Below are 20506 nucleotides of genomic sequence, written 5' to 3'. Positions count from 1 at the left end.
GACATGGACGACCCCCAGATCGAGTGTCGGCTCGAGCTGTCCGACACCGACTTCATCATGAGCAACCACCGGGTGCACGGGGTCTCGGTGCTGCCCGGCGTGACGTTCCTGGACATCCTGATGCGGGTCCTGGCCGCGCAGGGCCTGGACACCGAGCGCGCCGAGCTGCGCCGCATCCTGTTCCCGGAGCCGGTCGTCACCGCCGAGGGCGCGCCCCGGGAGCTGCGCCTGTGCGTCGGCGCGCCCGGCCCCGGCGGCGGCCGCCCCGTCACCGCCCAGAGCCGCTGGGCCGGCCGCCCGGAGGCGCCGCCCTGGCGGGAGAACATGCGCGCTGAGCTCGTCTTCGCCGACGCCCCGGCGGCCGCGCCGCTCGACCTCGCCGCGCTGCGGGCCGGGGTCCGGCGCAGCTACCCGATCGCCGAGCTGTACGCGCGGGCCCGGGCCGAGGACATCCGGCACGGCCCGGCGATGACCTGCCACGGCGATCTGCACATCGGCGACGGCTACCTGCTCGCCGAGCTCGACCTCGACCCGGCCGCCCCGCCCGAGGACGCCTTCCACCTGCACCCGGCCAAGCTCGACGCGGCGACCATCGCGGCCTACGGCCAGACCGAGGCCGTCTCCCGGGACCCGTTCATCCCGATGTACCTCGACCGGTTCCGGGCCCCGCGTCCGCTGCGCGGCACCACGCTGCTCTACGCGCCCCGGGTCGAGACGCTCGCCGCGTCCGCCGACGTCATCGACAACGACTACGGCCTCTACGACGCCGCCGGGACGCTGCTGGCCGAGTTCGGCAAGCTCACCTGCAAGCGGATCCGCCACGCCGGGCTGATCTCCCGCCTGCTCGCCGACGTGCCCTCGGCCCCGGCCGCCCGGCTTCTGCATTCCGGCGCGGACGCGGTGCGAGCCTTCGCCGGTCACCTGCGGGCCCTCGTCGGTGAGCGGCTGGGCCGCGCCGCCGCGGACGTGCCGGTCGACGCCGGCTTCTACGAGCTCGGCCTGGACTCCGTCGCCATGCTCGACATCAGCCGGGAGCTGGAGCCGGTGGCCGCGACCGCGCTGTACCCGACGCTGCTGTTCGAGCACACCGACATCGCCGCCCTCGCCGAGCACCTCGGCACCGCCCACGCCTTCCACCCGCCCGCGGCCACCGGCGACGACCCGGCCCCGTCGGACCTTGCCGCCACCCTGTTCCGGCCACAGTGGACCGCCATCGGGGCCGGGCCGGACCCGGACGCCGGACGGCCGCTGGTGGTCATCGGGGCCGACGAGGCCACCGTCGCCGCCCTGCGCCGCGCGGGTCACGCCGTCGACGCCCATCCGGGTGACGAGCTCGACCTCACCGACCCGGCCCAGGCCGGCCGCGTCGTCGCCGCGGCCGCCGACGGCGCCGCGTACGTGCGTGTCGCCCCGGAGGCGTCCGACGCGGACCCGGCCCGGCCCGCGGTCGAGGTGTGGACGCTCGCCTCGGCGCTGCACCGCCGCCGCCTGGCCGCCCCTGGGCCGATCCTCTACGTGCACCCGTCGCCCGACCCGGCCGGGGCCGCGATCGGCGCGCTGGGCCGAACCGTCGCGGCGGAGGCGCCCGCGCTGCGGGTCCGCTCGGTCGGCGTCGCCGCCTGGGGCCCGGACTCGCTCGCCGCCGCGATCGCGGGGGAGGCCGCCGACCAGGGCGGCGGCAGCGAGATCCGTCACGTCGCCGGGCGGCGTGAGACGCGCGCGTACGCCCCGCTGCCCGGGCCCGGCGGACCGGTGCCGTTGCGCGACGGCGGCGTCTACCTGCTCACCGGGGCCGACGGGGCGCTCGCCGGGCTCGTGGGGGAGCACCTCGCGCGGCGGTACCGTGCCCGCTGCATCCTGCTCGGCCGCCGCCCGCTCGGCGAGCCGCTCGCGGGTCGCATCGCCGCGTGGCGGGCCGCCGGAGCGGAGGTGCTGCACGTCGTGGCCGACCTCACCGACGCCGGCGCCGTGCGGGCCGCCGTCGAGCGGGGCCGGGCCCATTTCGGGCGCATCGACGGCGTGCTGCACCTGGCCGGAACGCTGCGCGATGGGCTCTTCCCGGCCAAACGCCGCACCGACTTCGCCGACGTGACCGGCCCGAAGGCCGCCGGTGCCGGGCACCTCGACGACGCCACCGCCGGCGACGACCTCGCGTTCTTCGCCGTGTTCTCGTCCCAGTCGGCCACGGTGCCCAACCCCGGTCAGTGCGACTACGCCTACGCCAACGCCTACCTGGAGCACTTCGCCGAGTGGCGGGCGGCCCGCCCGGACCGCCACGGGGTCAGCGTCGCCGTCGCGTGGCCGCTGTGGGCCGACGGCGGCATGCGCATCGCGGACGCGGCGATCGAGCGCGCCCGCCGGGAGCACGGCACGGCACCGCTGCCGACCGAGGCGGGCCTGGCCGCGCTGGAGTCCGCGCTCGCCGCCGGCGACGGCACCGTGCTCGTGCGCTACGGCGACCCGGACCGGGCCGCGGAGGGCCTGCCCCGCCCGGAACCGCTGCCGCCGGCCGCCCCGCACGCCGAGCCCGCCCCGTACGTCGGCGAGGTGGCGATCGTGGGCCTGGCCGGGCAGTACCCGCAGGCGCCCGACCTGCGCACGTTCTGGCGCAATCTCGCGGCCGGCCGCGACTGCGTCACCGAGGTCCCGGCCGGGCGCTGGGACCACGAGCGGTACTTCGACGCCGAGCGCGGCGCCCCGGGCCGCACGTACGGGCGCTGGGGCGGCTTCCTCGACGGCATCGACGAGTTCGACTTCGCGTTCTTCGGCATCTCCCGCAAGGACGCCGAGCGCATGGACCCCCAGGAGCGGCTGTTCCTCACCACTGCCTGGCAGGCGATCGAGGACGCCGGGTACGCGCCGCAGCGGCTGCGCGGGGCGCCCGTGGGCGTGTTCGCCGGTGTCACCTGGAGCCACTACCAGCTCTTCGACGAGGACGGCGTCGCGCCGGCGGCGATGCACGCGGCGGTGGCGAACCGGGTGTCGTACACCCTCGGCCTCACCGGCCCCAGCATGGCCGTGGACACCGCGTGCTCGTCGTCGCTGTCGGCCGTGCACCTGGCCGTGCAGGCGCTGCGGCTCGGGGAGTGCGACCTGGCCGTCGCCGGTGGCGTCAACCTCACCGTGCATCCGCAGAAGTACCTCCAGCTGGCCCAGGGGCAGTTCCTGTCCGACGACGGCCGCTGCCGCAGCTTCGGCGAGGGCGGCACCGGCTACGTCCCGGCCGAGGGCGTCGGCGCGGTCGTGCTCAAGCCGCTCGCCGCCGCGGTGCGCGACGGCGACCACGTGTACGGCATCATCCGCGCCACGGCGCTCAACCACGCCGGCCGTACGAGCGGCTTCACCGTCCCCAGCCCCGCCGCCCAGGCCGACCTCATCCGCGAGGCGTGGCGGCGCGGCGGCGTCACCCCGGAGACCGTCGGCTACGTCGAGGCGCACGGCACCGGAACCTCGCTGGGCGACCCGATCGAGATCGAGGCGCTGCGCGCCGTCTTCGCCGAGTCGGCCCCGCCGGGCGGGTGCGCGGTCGGCTCGGTGAAGTCGTCGATCGGCCACGCCGAGAGCGCCGCCGGCATCGCGGCGCTGACGAAGGTGCTGCTGCAGCTGCGGTACCGCACCCTGGCCCCGTCGCTGCACGCCGAGCGGATCAACCCCCACATCGACCTCGACGGCACGCCCCTGCACATCCAGCGCGAGGCGGCCCCGTGGCCAACGCCCGGCGACGGCGGCCCGCGGCGGGCGGGCGTGAGCGCGTTCGGTGCCGGCGGGGCCAACGCGCACCTCGTCGTGGAGGAAGCGGCAACGGTACCGCCGGCCGAGCCCGCCCCCGGCGAGGCGCTCTTCGTGCTCTCGGCCCGCGACGAGCCGGCCTTGCGTCGCTACGCCGGACAGGTCGAGGCGGCCCTCGCCGACGACACCGGCGCGGATGCCTCGGCCGTCACTGCCGCGGCCGCCCCCGCCGACGACGCCGGCGCGGACGCCTCGGCGGTCACGGCCACGGTCGCGCTCGCGGGCGATGTCGGCGCGGATGCGTCGGCCGTCACGGCCGCGGTCGCCGAACTGCTCGGCGTCGACGCGGCGACCGTCGACCCGGACGAGACGCTCACCGACCTGGGCCTGGACCGGGCGGCGCTGCTGAGCCTGCGCGAGCGTTTCGGCCCCATCAGCGGCCTCGCTACGCCCCGCTCGCTGGCCTCGGCGTCACCGGGCTCCGGTCTCAGCCTGGCCGCCGTGTCGCCGGGCTCCGGTCTCAGCCTGGCCGCCGTGTCGCCGGGCTCCGGTCTCAGCCTGGCCGCCGTGTCGCCGGGCACCGGTCTCAGCCTGGCCGCCGTGTCGCCGGGCACCGGTCTCAGCCTGGCCGCCGTGTCGCCGGGCACCGGTCTCAGCCTGGCCGACGTCGCCTACACCGTGCAGGTCGGCCGGGCCGCGATGGCCCACCGCCTGGCCGTCGTCGCCGGCGACCTGCCCGCCCTGCGCGCCGCGTTGCGCGCGGTCGCCGCCGGTGTCGAGCCGCCCGCCGGTGTCCTGCTCGGCGTCGCCGCCGGCGAGCACCCGGCCCTGGACCCGGAGGGCGTCGGCCTGCACGAGGTGGCGGCGCGCTGGGTGAGCGGCGCCGACGTGGACTGGGCGCGGCTGCACCGCCCGGGTGCGCGCCGCCGGGTGCCGCTGCCCGGGTATCCGTTCGCCGGCGAGCGCTGCTGGGTCGGCCAGTGGCGCCGCCGCGGGACCGCACCCACACTCACACCCGAGCCCTTGCCCGAGCCCTTGCCCGAGGCCCTGCCCGAGCCTTTGCCTGAAGCCCTGCCCGAGGCCGCCGGCGAGGTTCCGGTCGACGTGCGGCTGCTCGACGACGGCGTCGCGGTGGTCACCATGCGCGGCGACCGCAACATGTTCACCGAGGGGCTCGTGCGCGGCCTCGAAGCGGCGTTCGCGAGCGTGGCCGCCGAGCCGTCCGTCAAGGCCGTCGTGCTCACCGCGTCCGGCCCGGCGTTCAGCATGGGCGGCACCCCCGACGCGCTGGAACGGCTGGCCCGCGGCGACGGGCGCTTCACCGACGTCCCGTTTCTCTACCGCGGCCTGTTGCGCTGCGACCGTCCCGTGGTGGCCGCGATCACCGGCCACGCCTCGGGCGGCGGCCTCGCCTTCGGCCTGTACGCCGACGTCGTCGTCATGGCTCGCGAGCCCGGCTACGCGGCGAACTTCCTGCACTACGGCTTCACGCCGGGCATGGGCGCCACGTTCATCCTCGAGCACCGCTTCGGCCGCGCGCTGGCGAGCGAGATGTTCTACACCGGCCGCGCGTTCGACGGCGCGGAGCTGGAGCGCCGCGGCGCTCAGGTCCGCTTCGAGAACCGCGCGGACGTCCTGCCGGCCGCGCTCGCCGTGGCCCGCTCGATCGCCCGGCAGCCCGAGGCGGCCGTCGCGGCCCTCAAGCGCGAGCTGGCCGACCGGGTGCTGACGACCGTCGACGCCACGGTGTCGCGCGAGGTCGCCCTGCACGAGCGCGTCCTGGGCTCCGACGCGGTCGGCCTGGTCCGCGAGCACATGGGCAAGGTGGACCGCTTCGCCGGCCGCGAGACGCCCGCCCCCGTCACGCCGGGACCGGACCCGGTCGCGCTCGCCCCTGCGGCCCCGGTCGCGCTCGCCCCCGTCGTGCCGGGATCGGCCCCGGTCACGCTCGCCCCGGTCGCGCCGGGACCGGCCCCCGTCACGCCCACTCTCGCCGCGCCCCCGCCGATCGAGGTTGCGCCCTCGCCGATCGAGGTTGCGCCCTCGCCGATCGAGGTTGCGGCCGGACCGGCGCTCGACCGCGACGAGGTGGTGGCGGCGATCGGCCGGACCTTGGGCGCGCAGCTGTACCTGGAGCCGGCCGAGATCGACCACCGGCTGACGTTCAGCGAGATGGGCATCGACTCCCTCGGCGCCGTCGAGCTGGTCCGCGACCTCAACCGGCGCTTCGGCCTGGACCTCGACTCCGTCACCGTGTACGACCACCCGACCGTCGACCGCCTCGCCGACCACGCCCTCGACAGCGCCGCCGAGACCCGCCGCCTGGAGGCCGGGGCCACAGCCCCCGCTCCCACCACGCCCGCTCCTGCGCCCGCTCCCGCTCCCGCCGCGTCCGCCGCTCCGGCTCCCGCTCCCGCCGCGCCCGCAGCCGCTCCCGCCGCGCCCGCGACCGCGCCCGCCGCCCCCGTGGCGATGCCCGCGGCGCCTGACTCGGTGGCTGACGAGGTGCCGACGAGTCCTGAACCCGTGGCCGCCGAGCCAGCCCCGCCCGTCGCCGCCGGTCCGCCACCGCTACGGCTCGCGCCGGTCGCCGCCGCACCGGCCCAGCCCGCCGCGCCAGCTGAACCCGCACCCGTACCGGCGCCGGTCACCGTGGTGCTGGCCGAGGTGCCGGACGGGGCCGCCGATGACGACGCCGACGACATCGCCGTCATCGGGATGTCCGGGGCGTTCCCCGACGCGCCGGACGTGGACGCGTTCTGGAACAACCTCCGAGACGGGCGGTGCAGCATCCGGGAGGTGCCCCCCGAGCGCTGGGACCCGGCCGAGACCTACGACCCCGACCGGCACGCGCCCGGCCGCAGCTACAGCAAGTGGGCCGCCCCCCTGGCCGATGTGGACGCGTTCGACGCGGCGTTCTTCCGCATCTCGCCGATGGAGGCGGAGCTGATGGACCCGCAGCAGCGGCTGTTCCTGCAGCGGGCATGGGCCGCGCTCGACGACGCCGGCTACGTCCAGCGCGGGTCGCGCCGGTGCGGCGTGTTCGTCGGCAGCGGCGGCGGCGACTACCTGCGGCTGCTGGAGGCGTCCGGCCTCGACGGCGCCGGGCAGGCGTTCCTGGGCAACTCGCCGTCGATTCTCGCGGCCCGCATCGCGTACCTGCTCAACCTCACCGGCCCCACGATGTCGATCGACACCGCGTGCTCGTCGTCGCTCGTCGCCGTGCACCTCGCCGCCGAGAGCCTGCGCTCGGGCGCCTGCGACCTGGCGATCGCGGGCGGTGTCGCGGTGATGGTCACCCCGCGGATGCACGTGTGGACGAGCAAGACCGGCATGCTGTCGCCGACCGGACGGTGCGCGCCGTTCGACACCTCGGCCGACGGGATCGTCCTCGGCGAGGCGGTCGGCGCCGTCGTGCTCAAGCCGCTGCGCCGGGCCCTCGCCGACGGCGACCACGTCTACGCCGTGGTGAAGGCCAGCGGCGTCAACGGCGACGGGCACACCAACGGCATCACCGCGCCCAGCGCCGAGTCCCAGGCCGCCCTGCTGCGCGAGGTTTACGCGCGCGGCGGCGTCAGCCCGGCCGACGTCGGATACGTCGAGGCCCACGGCACCGGCACCCCGCTGGGCGATCCGATCGAGTTCAAGGCCCTCGGCCGCGTCTTCGGCGAGCACGCGGACGGCCGCTCCGGCTGGTGCGCGGTCGGCTCGGTGAAGGGCAACGTCGGGCACACGACCATGGCCGCGGGCATCACCGGCTTCATCAAGGCCGTCCAGGCGCTGCGGCACCGCGTCATCCCGCCCTCGCCCGGGTTCGCGACGCCGAACCCGCGCATCGACCTGGCCGGCGGCCCCTTCACCGTGCCGGTCACGCCGACGCCGTTCCCGCCGGGCCGGGACGGGATCCGCCGGGCGGCGGTGAGCAGCTTCGGCTTCAGCGGTACCAACGCGCATGTCATCCTCACCGAGGCCCCGCCCGCCCCGGCGCCCGCCGCCACCGCCGCGGCCCGCGCCGAGCTCGTGCCCGTCTCGGCCGCGACCGAGTCCGCCCTGCGCCGCCGCATCGCCCAGCTGCACGACGCCCTGCCCGGCGACGCGCCGCTGCGCGACCTGGCCCACACGCTCGGCACCGCCCGCGCCCACCTGCCGGCCCGGGCCGCCTTCGTCGTCACCGACGTGGCCGGGCTGCGCGAGCGCCTGGCCGCCTGGTCGCCCGCCGGCCCGGTCCCGGCGGCCGCCGACGTCTCGGACTCGGACGCCGGCGGCGACCCGGGCCGCCGCGCCGAGCTGGCCCGGCTGGCCGCCGCGTACGTCGCGGGGACGGACCCGGACTGGGCCGCGCTGCACGAGGGCGAGCCCGTCCGCCGCGTGCGCATCCCCGGCTACCCCTTCGAGCCCGAGCGGTACTGGCCGTCCGGCGGTCGACCGGCGGCGGACACGTGGCGGGCGAACCCCCGGGACGAGCTCGTGGCGCACCACCGCCTGGCCGGTCGCCCAGTGCTCGCCGGCGCCGTCTCGGCCTGCTGGGCGCTGGCGAGCCGGGGCGGACCGGCCCGGGTCACCGCGCTGCGCTGGCTGCGTCCGGTCGAGCTCGACGCACCACGGACCCTGCGTCTGCGCGCCGGCACCGACGGGGCGTTCACCGTTGAGGACGGCGACGACGAGGTGTACGTGCGCGGGGTCGCCGGCGACCTGCCCCCGGCCCCGCCCGAGCGGCTCGACGTCGAGGCCGTGGCGGCCCGCTGCCCGGCCCGGCGGGACACCGCCGAGCTCTACGCCGCGTTCACCGAGGCCGGCCTCGACTACGGGCCCTCCTATCGCATCGCCGGGCTCGCGGTCGGCGACGACGAGGCCCTCGCCACGTTCGCCCTGCGTTCCGGCACCCCGGACGGTCCCGCCCCGGCGGCCGCCGGCGGCGTGCTCGACCCGCGCCGGCTGGACGGTGCCTGGCAGGCCATCGCGGCGCTGACCGATGCCGCGGCGGCCGGCCCGCTCCTGCCCTTCGCCGCCGACACCGTCGAGGTGCCCGACCCGGCGGCGATCGCCGCCTACGCCCACGTCCGCCGCACCGGCACGCACCGCTACGACGTCGCCATCGCCGACGCCGAGGGCCGCGTGGCCCTGCGCTGCACCGGCCTCGCGCTGCGCCCCGCCCGGACCCCGGCCGCGGCCGGGAGCAGTGCGGTGGCCGGGAGCAGCGCGACGGCCGCCGAGGACCCGATGCTGCTCTGCCCACATTGGGCCGAGGCGCCGGTCGCGCCCGGCCCGCGCGCCGGGCGGGCGATCGTCGTGGCCACCCCCTCGGACGGGGAGGCCGACGCCCTCGCCGAGAGCCTCGGCCCCGGCACCGTCCGCGCGACACTCGGCGAGCCGCTGCCCGCCGAGGCGTCCACGGTGGACACCGCGTACCTGCTGTGCGGCTCCGGCTCGCCCGGCGGGGCCACGGTCGCGGCGGCCGTGCGCAGCGTGCGGGCGCTGGCGATGACCGTGCCCGCCGGACGGGCGCTCCGGCTGACCGTCGCCGCCGCCGGCGCCGTCGCGACCGGCCCCGGCGACCGGGTGCACCCGGACGTCGCGGGCGTGTTCGGCGTCGCGCGCTCCGCGGCGGCCGAGCACCGGGCCTGGACCGTCCGCTGCGTCGATGTCGGGCTCGACTCGGCGGACACGCCAGGCCCGGACGCCGCAGTGCTGCGCATCACCGCCGAGGCGGACGGGGAGCCGGTGGTGGCCTGGCGGGACGGCCGCGCCCGGCGGCTGCGGTTCGCCCGGGCCGAGCCGCCCGCGCCGCCCGCGCCGGACCGGGAGCCGTTCCGCGACGGCGGCGTATACCTCGTCGTCGGTGGCGCCGGGGGGCTCGGCGCCGCGCTCAGCCTGGAGCTGGCCCGCCGGCACCGGGCACGGCTGGTGTGGACCGGCCGCCGGGAGCTCACCCCCGCGATCGCCGAGGCGCTGCGGGCCGTGGCCGAGGCGGGCGGGGAGGCCGAGTACGTGCGCGCCGACGTCACCGACCCGGCGGCGGTCCGCGCGGCGGTGGCGTTCGCCCGGCGCCGGTTCGGCCGGCTCGACGGCGTGCTGCACGCCGCCGGGGTGTGGCGGGACGCGGCGCTGACCCGGCTCGACGACGACGCCGTGGCCGAGGTGCTGGCGCCGAAGCTCGCGGGCACGGCCACGCTGCTCGACGCGCTGCGTGACGAGCCGCTCGACCTGTGCGTGCTGTTCTCCTCCGCGGCGTCGTTCGTGGCGGCGGGCGGCCAGGCCAACTACGCCGCGGCCAGCGCCGCCCAGGACGCGTGCGCCGTGGCCGCGCCGTTCCCCGTCACCGTGGTCAACTGGGGGTACTGGGGCGGGGTCGGCGCCGTCGCGGGAGACGCCTACGCGCACCGGTTCGCCGGCCTCGGGGTGCGTTCGATCGAGCCGGAGGCCGGGTACCGGGCGCTGCGCCGGATCCTCGCCGCCGGGCTGCCGCAGGTCCTCGTGCTCGACGCGGACCCGGACCGGCTGGGGGAGTACGGCATCGCGGTCGCCGACCCCGAGCCGGCGGCCGGGCCCGATGTCGCCGCGGTGCGCGAGTACCTGCGCGACGTCTTCGCCGAGGTGCTCAAGTGCCGTCCGGAGACGCTGCGGGACCGGGAGACGTTCGAGACGTTCGGCGTCGACTCGCTCGTCGCGGTCGATCTCGTCCACCGCCTCGCCGCCGATCTGGGTGAGCTGCCGGCGACGCTGCTGTTCGAGCACATGACCATCGACCGGCTCGCGAACCACCTGCTCGCCGAGCGGCCGGGCGAGCTGTCCCGCGTGCTGCCCGCCCGCGACGATGCGACGACCGCGCCCGAGGCAGGCATAGTCCGTACCGAATCCGACCGTACAGAATCCGCCAGAACGGAACCCGTCGAGGATCCCGGCGCCGTCGCGGTCGTCGGCGTCACCGGCCGCTATCCCGAGTCGCCGGACCTCGACGCCCTGTGGCGCAACCTGCGCGAGGGCGCGAACTGCATCCGCGAGGTGCCGGCGTCTCGATGGGACTGGCGCGAGCACTTCGACCCGCGCAAGGGCCGGCGCGGCCGAACGTACGGGCGCTGGGCCGGGTTCATCGAGGACGTCGACCAGTTCGACGCCGCCCACTTCTCGGTGCTGCCCCGCGACGCGGCCGCCATGGACCCGCAGGAGCGACTGTTCCTGGAGACCTGCTGGAACCTGCTGGAGGAGGCCGGGTACCTCGGGCCGCGCCGCCACGAGCCGGCGACCGGCGTCTTCGTCGGCACCATGTACGGCTCGTACGGCAAGCTCGCCGCCGCGAGCGGATGGCCGCGCGGCGAGTTCGCCGGCGCCCACTCGGCGTACTGGTCGCTGGCGAACCGGGTGTCGTACACCTTCGACCTCACCGGACCGAGCTTCGCCGTGGACTCGGCGTGCTCGTCGTCGCTGACCGCGGTGCACCTGGCGTGCGAGAGCCTGCGGCGGGGCGAGTGCCGCATGGCGATCGCCGGCGGCGTGAACGTCATCATCCACCCCGCGCACCTCGTCGCCCTGTCCGCGATGAACATGCTCGCCAGCGGCGACGGCTGCCGCACCTTCGACGCGGCCGCGGACGGCTACGTGCCGGGCGAGGGCGTCGGCGCGGTACTGCTCAAGCCGCTGGCCGCCGCCCGCGCCGACGGCGATCGGATCTGGGCCGTCATCCGGGCGAGCCTGGCCAACGCGGGCGGCAAGACCAGCGGGTACACCGTGCCGAACCCCAACGCCCAGGCCGACCTCGTCCGCGCGACACTGCACCGGGCCGGCGTCGACCCCGCCACGATCGGCTACGTCGAGGCGCACGGCACCGGCACGGAGCTCGGCGACCCCATCGAGATCGCGAGCCTCACCCGGGCGTTCGGGGCGCGGCCGGAGGGGGCGGCCCCGTGCCCCGTCGGGTCGGTCAAGGCCAACGTCGGGCACCTGGAGGGCGCGGCCGGCATCGTCGGGCTCACGAAGGTGCTGCTGCAGCTGCGCCACCGCGAGCTGTTCCCCGCCGCCAGCCTCGACACGGTCAATCCGAAGATCGACTTCGCCGGCTCGCCCTTCCACCCCCAGCGCGAGCTGGCGCCGTGGCCGCGGCCGGACGGCGGCGGGCCGCGCCGGGCCGGGGTGAGCTCGTTCGGCGCGGGCGGCGCGAACGTCCACGTCGTGCTGGAGGAGCCCGAGCCCGAGCCCGCACCGCCGGCCGCCGCCGGCCCGGCCCTGTTCCTGCTCTCGGCCCGCACGCCCGAGCGCCTGCGCGCGTACGCGGCCCGCGTCGCGGCGTTCCTGCGCACCCCCGACGGTGCCGAAGTCGACCCGGCCGCGCTCGCCTACACCAGCCAGGTCGGCCGCCGCGAGTCCGACGAACGGCTCGCCGCCCGCGCCGACGACCTGCCCGCGCTCGCCCGGCGGCTGGCCGCGTTCGGCGCCGGTGAGGACGCGGGGCCCGGCCTGTGGCACGCGACGGCGTCGGCCCGGCCGCCCGCGCCGCCCGTGGACGGCGGCCCGGATCAGCTCGACGGGCTGGCCCGCGCCTGGACCGGCGGCGCCGACGTCGACTGGCCCGCCCGCTGGAGCGGCCGCCCCCGGATCGTGGCGTTCCCCACCACGCCGTTCGCCCGTCGCCGCTTCTGGCTGCCCGACGCGCCCACGGACCCTGCCACAGACACTGCTCTGGACCCTGCCACGGACCCTGCCGGGGCCGACCTCACCGGCGACGCGCCCCACCTTCGTGAGCACCGGGTGCGCGGCGAGCGCTGGCTGCCCGGCGCGGCGCTGCTCGACGCGGTGCGCACGGCGGCGGCCGGGTCGGGCGTCGACGCGGACGTGGTCCGGGACCTGCGCTGGCTCGCCCCGGTGCGGCTCGACGACGGCACCGAGCGGCTGCCGATGCGTTTTCGCGGCGACGGTACCGCAACCGCCTTCACCGCCGGCCCGCCCGACGCCCCGGTCGCGACCGGCACGCTGGAGCCCGGCCCCGGACGGCCGGAGCCGTTCGACCTCGACGCCGTGCGGGCCCGCTGCGGCCGTGAGCACGATGTGACCGCCTTCTACGAGGGCCTGGCCGCGGGCGGTCTCGAGTACGGCCCGGGGATGCGTGCGGTGCGCGACCTGTGGACCGGCGAGGGCGAGGCGCTGGCCCGGCTGGACGGCGGCCCGGTGTCCTGTGTGGACGGTGCGCTGCAGGCGCTGGCCGCGCTCGGCACCGCCGGGGACGCCCGGGTGCCGGTCGGGTTCGACCGCGCCGATTACGGCACCCCGTTCACCGGCGCCGGCTGGGCCTGGGTCCGCCGCAGCGGCGCGCACCGCTTCGATCTCGACCTGGCCGACGAGACCGGCCGCGCGATGCTCGCCATCCGCGGCCTGCGCGTCGCCGCCGTGCCGGCCGGGGCGGCGCATGATGCCGATTCCGCCCCGTGGTCACTGTTGCGGCCGGCCTGGGGTGCTGAGCCGTTGCCGCCGCGGACCGCGGAACCGCCGGCGCTGACGATCCTGATCGCCCCCGACGCGGCCGTCGCGGCGCCGGCCCGGGCCCGGCTCGAGCGCGACGGCGGCCGCTGCGTGACGGTCGTGCCGGGCGACGGGTTCGCCCGCGACACCGACGGGTTCACCGTCCGGGCCGGGGCCCGCGACGACCTGTACGCGGTGGCCGAGACGCTGGCCGCCGAGGGCGCCCGGCCCGGCGCGGTGCTGCGCCTGCCGGCCGACGAGCCGGCCTGGACCGGCGGACCCGGCCTGGACGAGCGCATCGCCACCGGGCTGCTGACGGTGCTGTGGATGAGCACCGCCCTGCTGGCCGAGCGCGGCCCCGACGAGCTGCGCATCGTGTACGGGTACGCCTCCGCCAGCCCGGCCGGGCAGCCGCACGACGCCGCCGTCACCGGCGCGCTGCGCACCCTCGCGCTGGAGCATCAGCGGGTCCGGGGCGTGGTCGTCGCCTTCGAGGGGGCCGACGCGACCGCCGGGCCGCGGCGGCACGCCGAGGCGCTCGTCGACGAGCTGCTGGCGTGCGGGCCCCAGGCCGACCGGGTCCGCTACACCGGCGGGCGCCGCGAGGTGCGCCGGCTGGAGCGAGCCGGGACGGGTGAGCCCGTCGGCGTGCGGCCGGGTGGTGCGTACCTCGTCACCGGCGGCGCCGGCGGTCTCGGGCTGCGGTTCGCCCGGCACCTCGCCGAGCGGGGCGCGGGGGCGGTCGTCCTCATCGGACGGTCCGAACTGGACGGTGACCGCCGCGCGGCGCTGGACGGGATGCCGGCCGGGGTGGAGTACCACGCGGTGGACGTCACCGACGGCGACGCCCTCGAGCGGCTGGTCGCCGCCGTCACCGAGCGGCACGGTCCGCTGCGCGGGGTCCTGCACGCGGCCGGCGTGACCCGCGACGCCCGGTCCGTGGCCAAGACCGAGGAGCAGGTGGCCGCGGTGCTCGCGGCGAAGGTGGCCGGAACCGTCGCCGTCGACCGGGCCACCGCCGGGCAGCCGCTGGACTTCGTCGCGCTGTTCTCGTCCGTGGTCGCCGAGACGGGCAACCCGGGCCAGGTCGACTACGCCTACGCCAACGCGTTCCTGGCGGCGTTCGCCGGGCTGCGCGAGCAGTGGCGGGCCGCCGGCACCCGGACCGGCCGCACGGTCGCGATCGGCTGGCCGCTGTGGCGCGACAGCGGCATGAGGGTCGACGAGGCGACGCTCGCGGTGCTGCGCCGGCGCTTCGGCATGGTGCCGCTGGACCCCGAGGACGGCCTGCGCGCCTTCGCCGCCGCCCTGGCGCTGGACTCGCCCGAGGTGGTGGTGGACCCCTCGACGTCCCCCGTCGAGCCGCCGGTCGTCGAGGAGGAGGCGGCGGGCGGCGACGCCGAGGACCGCGTCGACGCCGTGCGGGCCGAGCTGCGCGAGATGGCGGCAGCGTTCCTGCTCGTGGACCCGGCGGAGGTCGAGCTGGGGGCGGAGCTGATGGACCTCGGCTTCGACTCGATCTCGCTGACCGAGCTCGTCAACCAGGTCAACGAGCGCTACGGCCTGGACCTGCTGCCGACCGTGCTGTTCGAGTGCCCCGACCTGGACGCGTTCGCCGGCTACCTCGTGCGCACCCACCCCGCGGCCGTCGCCGCCCGCCATCCGGCGCTCACACCGACACCCGCGCCGACCGCTGCGGCCGAGCCGGTCGCACCGGCGGTCCCGGTGGCGACGGCCGAGCCGCGACGCCGGCGGATCGCCGTGATCGGGATGGCCGGCGTGCTGCCCGGGTCCGCGGACCTCGACGAGTTCTGGCGGCACCTGCGCGCCGGCGACGACCTCGTCGGCGAGGTGCCCGCCGACCGGGCCGACCTGCGGGCCGACCCCGGCACCCGGCACCTGCGCGGCGGGTTCCTGTCCCATGTGGACCGCTTCGCCGCCGGGTTCTTCGGCGTGGCCCCGCGCGAGGCCGCGCTGATGGACCCGCAGCAGCGGCTGTTCCTGCAGACGGCGTGGCGGGCGGTGCAGGACGCCGGCTACCGGCCGTCGGCCCTCGCCGGCACCGCCACCGGCCTGTTCGCGGGCGTGTCCACATCGGACTACCAGGACCTGCTCAAGGGCCACGGGGTGCCGATCGAGGCGCACACCGCCACCGGCATCGCGCACTCGATCCTGGCCAACCGGGTGTCGTACCTGCTGGATCTGCGCGGCCCGAGCGAGGTCGTCGACACCGCCTGCTCCAGCTCGCTCGTGGCGGTGCACCGGGCCGTCGCCGCGCTGCGGGCCGGCGACTGTGACCTCGCCCTCGCCGGCGGCGTCAACGTCCTGCTCAGCCCGGGCCTGTTCAACGCCTTCACCCAGTCCGGCATGCTCAGCCCGGACGGCCGCTGCAAGACCTTCGACGCCGGCGCCGACGGGTACGTGCGCGGCGAGGGCTGCGGCGTCGTCGTCCTCAAGGACCTGGAGCGGGCCGAGCGCGACGGCGACCACATCTACGCCGAGGTCCTCGGCAGCGCGGTCAACCACGGCGGGCGCGCGCCCTCGCTCACCGCCCCGAACCCGGCCGCCCAGGCCCGCGTCATCGCCGCCGCCTGGCGCGACGCCGCGGTCGACCCGGAGACGATCGGCTACCTGGAGGCCCACGGGACCGGCACCAAGCTCGGCGACCCCGTCGAGATCGAGGGCGTCAAGCAGGCGCTGGCGGACCTCGGGCGCACCCGCCCGGGCGGGGAGCCCCTCGCCATCGGCGCGGTGAAGACGAACGTGGGCCACCTGGAGGCCGCGGCCGGCATCGCGGGGATCCTGAAGGTGCTGCTGGCCATGCGGCACGGGGAGCTGCCCCCGAGCCTTCACCTGCGCCAGGTGAACCCGCATGTCCGCCTCGACGGAACGCCCCTGCGCCTGCAGACTCGGCTGTCGGCGTGGCCGGGGACGCCGCGGCGCGCCGGGGTCAGCTCGTTCGGCTTCGGCGGGACCAACGCCCACGTCGTGCTGGAGGCTCACGGGACCCGCGCCGCCGGGCCGGCACCCGCCGGGCCCCACGCGTTCGTGCTGTCCGCGCCGGCGCCCGAGGCGCTGGCCGCCTACGCCGCCGCGCTCTCCCGGCACCTGCGCGCCGAGACGCCGGACCTGGCCCGCGTGGCCTGGACGCTGCAGACCGGCCGGGAAGACCTCGCCGAGCGGCTCGCCGTCGTCACCGCGAGCCGCGACGAGCTCGCCGCCGCGCTGGAGGCCGCCGGGCGGGGCGAGACGCCCGCGGGACTGCTGCGCGGGACGGTGCTGCGGTCCACGACCGCCCCCGACGACCCCGGACCGGCGGCCGGGCCCCTCGCCCGGGCCGAGGCGTGGGTCGCGGGGGCGCCGGTCGGCTGGGCGGGTGCGTGGCCGAGCCCGCCGGGACGGGTACCGCTGCCCGGCTTCCCGTTCACCGAGACCCGCCACTGGTTCACGATTCCCCCCGCGGAGGTCACGTTGTCCCAGCCCGCAACGCCGCCCGGTACAGGCCGGCCGAAGCTGCGCCTGACCCCGTTGCCCGCGTCCACGCCCACACCCGAGCCCGCGCCCGCGTCCGCTCCGGCACCAACTCCGGCACCGGCATCAGCACCGGCATCGGCACCGGCCGACCCGGGCCGGGGGCGTGATGCCGGAGCCGTCGAGGAGCTCGTCGTCGCGCGGCTCGGGCAGATCCTGGGCCTGCCGAAGGCGGCGATTCCGCTGGACCAGCCGTTCGGCGACCTCGGACTCGACTCCATCTACCGCATGGAGCTCGTGCGGCTGCTCAACGCGACCTTCGAACTGGACCTGAAGGCGACGGAGCTGTACGAGTACGACACCGTCGACCGCCTGAGCGCGTTCGTCGCCGCCGCGGCCGAGCCCGTGGCGCGGGAGACGCCCGACGTGGAGACGGCCCTCGCCGCGGTGATCGACGCGGCGCTCGAACGGCCCTGGGACCGGCAGGTGTCGTTCGCCGACAACGGGTTCACGTCGTTCGACATGCTCCGGGTGGTCGGGGCCCTGGAGCGGGGCCTCGGCGCCATGCGCAAGACCGTGCTGTTCGACCATCCCACGCTCGGCGGCCTCGCCGCGCACCTCACGCAGCAGCATGGCGACGCGCTGGCCGCCCGGCTCGCGCAGGCCGCGCCGCCCCGGCCCGAGGCCGCCGGGACCACGGCAGCCGGGACCACGGTCCGCGGCACGGCGGAGGCGGGCCCGTGGATGGTCGCCAAGCAGGAGCTCGACGCCGGTACCGCGACGCTCGTGGCCGAGCTCGAGCAGCGCCACGGCAAGGAGGGCGGCCTGCCCGGGCGGGACATCGCCCCGCTGCTGTTCATCGGCTCGCGCCGCACCGCGTACTTCAACGCCTCCCAGCGCGACGGCGTCCTGCTCGCCTGGAGCTACGTCGGCTCCGCGGCCGACCTGGAGGAGCTCACCGCCGAGTGGGTCGCCCACGCCGAGCGGCACGGGCTGCGCCCCAACCAGCTGTCGATGGTGCGCCTGAGCGACGTGGCGGGGCGGCCGTTCACCGCCACGCCCTTCGGCGTCGTGCAGCGGCTGGACAAGCTGCCCGAGTTCACGCTGGAGGGCGGCCCGATGACCCGGGTGCGCTCGCTCGTCAGCCGGTTCCAGCGGGCGGGGAAGGCGCGCGTGGAGGAGTACCGCGTCGGCTCCGATCCCGCGACCGACCAGGCGATCGTGGGCATTATCGACGGGTGGACCGCGACGAAGGAGATGATCAATCCGTACGTCGGGACCGTCCGCGACGAGATCGGCCGGGGCGTGCTCGCCGAGCGGCACCGGATGTTCCTCACCCACGTCGACGACGAGCTCATCGCGGCCGTCATCGTCACCCGCATCCCGTCGGAGCCCGGCTACCTGCTCGACCTGGAGTTCTACCCGCACGCGATGCCGCGCGGCGGGCTGGAGTACACCATCGTCGCCATCATCGAGCGGATCACCGCCGAGGGCAGCACGATGTTCAGCTTCGGCGGCACGTTCGGGGTCCAGGTGACCGGCTCGCCCAACGCCGACCCGGCGGTGGAGCGGGCCCTGGCCGAGCTGCGGGAGTCCGGCGTGTTCTCCGGCGAGGGCAACTTCCGGTTCAAGAACAAGTTCCGGCCGGTCAACCTGCCGATCTACCTGTGCCGCCCCGCCGACGCCGACCCGGCCGACGTGACCGCCGTCCTGCTCATGATCACCAACCCGACGGTGAAGCCCGCAGCTCCGGCGAAGGTGGAGGCGCCGCCGCCCCGAAAGCCGGAGGCGACGCCTTATCAGGGGCAGCTGGACCGGTACGGCCACAATCCCGTGCGGATCCCGGCCGCCGAGGTCGGCGTGGACCTGCTCACCGACTCCTGGGCCGAGCTCGACGCGGACTTCGTCCGGGCCGGCACCGCGGCCGTGCGCGAGCGCGCCGCCGGCCACTCCGGCGCCCTCGACCTCGGCCCGCGCCCCGCCCTGCCGTTCTCGTGCGTCGTCCCGGCCGCCTCGGGCCGCTCGGCCGAGGCCCTGCTCTGCCGCGCCTGGGCGGGCCCGGGGCGGTACGTCGTGCAGAACCCGCTCTTCCCGACGTGGACCCTCAGCCGGCTCGACCGGGGCCTCACCGCCCTGCCCGTGCGCCGCACCGGCGCCGACCTCGACCCCGAGCACCTCGCCGAACTGCTGGCCGCGTACCCGGGTGACATCGCGTTCGTCGCGGTCGAGGTGAGCACCAACGCGCTCGGCGGGCTGCCGCTGAGCCTGGACAACCTGCGCCGCGTCCGCGCGATCACCCGCGAGCACGGGGTGTCGCTGGTGCTGGACGCCACCCGGCTGGTCGACAACGCCGTCGCCGTCGCCGAGCGCGACGGCCGCGACGCCTGGGCGGTGGCGGGGGAGATGCTGGCCCTGGCCGACGCGGTGACGATGGGGCTGTCGAAGGACTTCGGCGTCGACCGCGGCGGGCTCGTCGCCACGTCCGACCCGGCCCTCGCCGAGCGGCTGCGCGAACACGTGGCGCTGCGCGGCTGCGAGGTGAACCTGGCCGACCGGCGGCTCATCGACGCCGCCCTGGCCGATCCGCAGCGGGTCGTCGCCGGGGTCCGGGCGCGGATGGCCGCCGTCGCCGCGCTCGCGCAGGCCCTGCGGTCGGCCGAGGTGCCGATCGTGGAGCCGGTCGGCGGGCACTGTGTGCTGCTGGACACGGCCCGGATGCCGCGCCTGGCCGGCCTCGCCCATCCGGTGCAGGCGCTGCTGGCCTGGCTCTACGCGGGCACCGGCGTCCGCGGCGCCGCGCACCTCGCCGACGACAGCGTCGACGGCTCCGGCGCCTGGGTGCGCCTGGCGGTCCCGGTCGGGCTTCCGGCCGAGGTGGCCGCCGAGGCGGGCCGGGCCGTCGCCGAGCGGTACCGCGACCCGGCGCCCGTGCCCGACCTGCTGATCGTGGACGGGACCGGGCCGGCGCCCCAGGCCGTCTACCACCCGGCCGGGCGCATCCCCGAGGACGTGCGCGCGGCGATGGACGAGGGGCACCGGCCCGCCGACGACAACTGGGCGGTCCTGCGCGAGCACCAGCCGCGGGTGCGCCGCGACCTGGTGCGCCTCGACGACGGCGAGGTCGAGGTGTTCACCGCCGGTGACGGCCCTGTCCTGCTGCTCATGCCGCCGTTCAACATCGGCGCCGGGTTCTACGCGCCGCAGTTCGCCGCGCTCGCCGACCGGATGCGGGTGGTCGCCGTGCACCACGCGGGCGTCGGCGCGACCACCGCCGCCGAGAGCCTGTCCATCGACGGCATCGTCGGGCTGATGGCCCGCACGCTCGACGCGCTGGGGCTGCACGAGCCGGTACACCTGGCCGGCTCCTCCTTCGGCGGCCTGCCCGCCGCCGCGTTCGCGCTGCGCCATCCGGAGCGCGTCGCGTCGCTCACGCTGATCGCCAGCTCCTACCGGGTCGGCAACCGGGCCGGGGAGATGAACCGGCTCTCGCTCGTGGCCCGCGAGGACTTCGAGCGGCTCACCGCCGCCGGCGTGACGCGGGCGGACGAGGCGGAGGCCTGGGAGCGGCTGCTGCTGCGCTGCGAGAGCATGGACGCGCAGATCGGGCTGCGGTACCTCGACGAGTTCGCCGCCAATCCCGACCTGCTGGGCCGCCTGCCGGGGCTCGCCGTCCCGACGCTGCTCGTGCACGGCCGGCTCGACTCGGTCGTGCCGCTCAAGACCGCGCACCTGCTGCACGGCACCATCCCCGACACCCGCTACGAGGAGCTGCCCGACGCCGGGCACTTCCCGAGCCTGACCCACGCCGCCCGGGTCAACGCGCTGCTGGCCGAATTCACCGCTCGCTGAGAGGAGT

General features: G+C 77.0%; 1 protein-coding gene. It reads left to right on the top strand.

All coding sequences use genetic code 11. The annotated features are described in order from the left end of the window. Nucleotides 1-3 precede the first annotated feature (3 nt). A complete protein-coding gene (locus AC6JBM_RS22145; RefSeq protein WP_497985480.1) occupies nt 4-20499 on the top strand; it encodes an SDR family NAD(P)-dependent oxidoreductase in 20496 nt (6831 codons plus the stop codon). The last annotated feature ends 7 nt before the right edge of the window (nt 20500-20506 follow it).

It is taken from the genome of Dactylosporangium thailandense (assembly GCF_059739745.1).
This window is presented reverse-complemented; position numbering and strand designations above follow the sequence as displayed.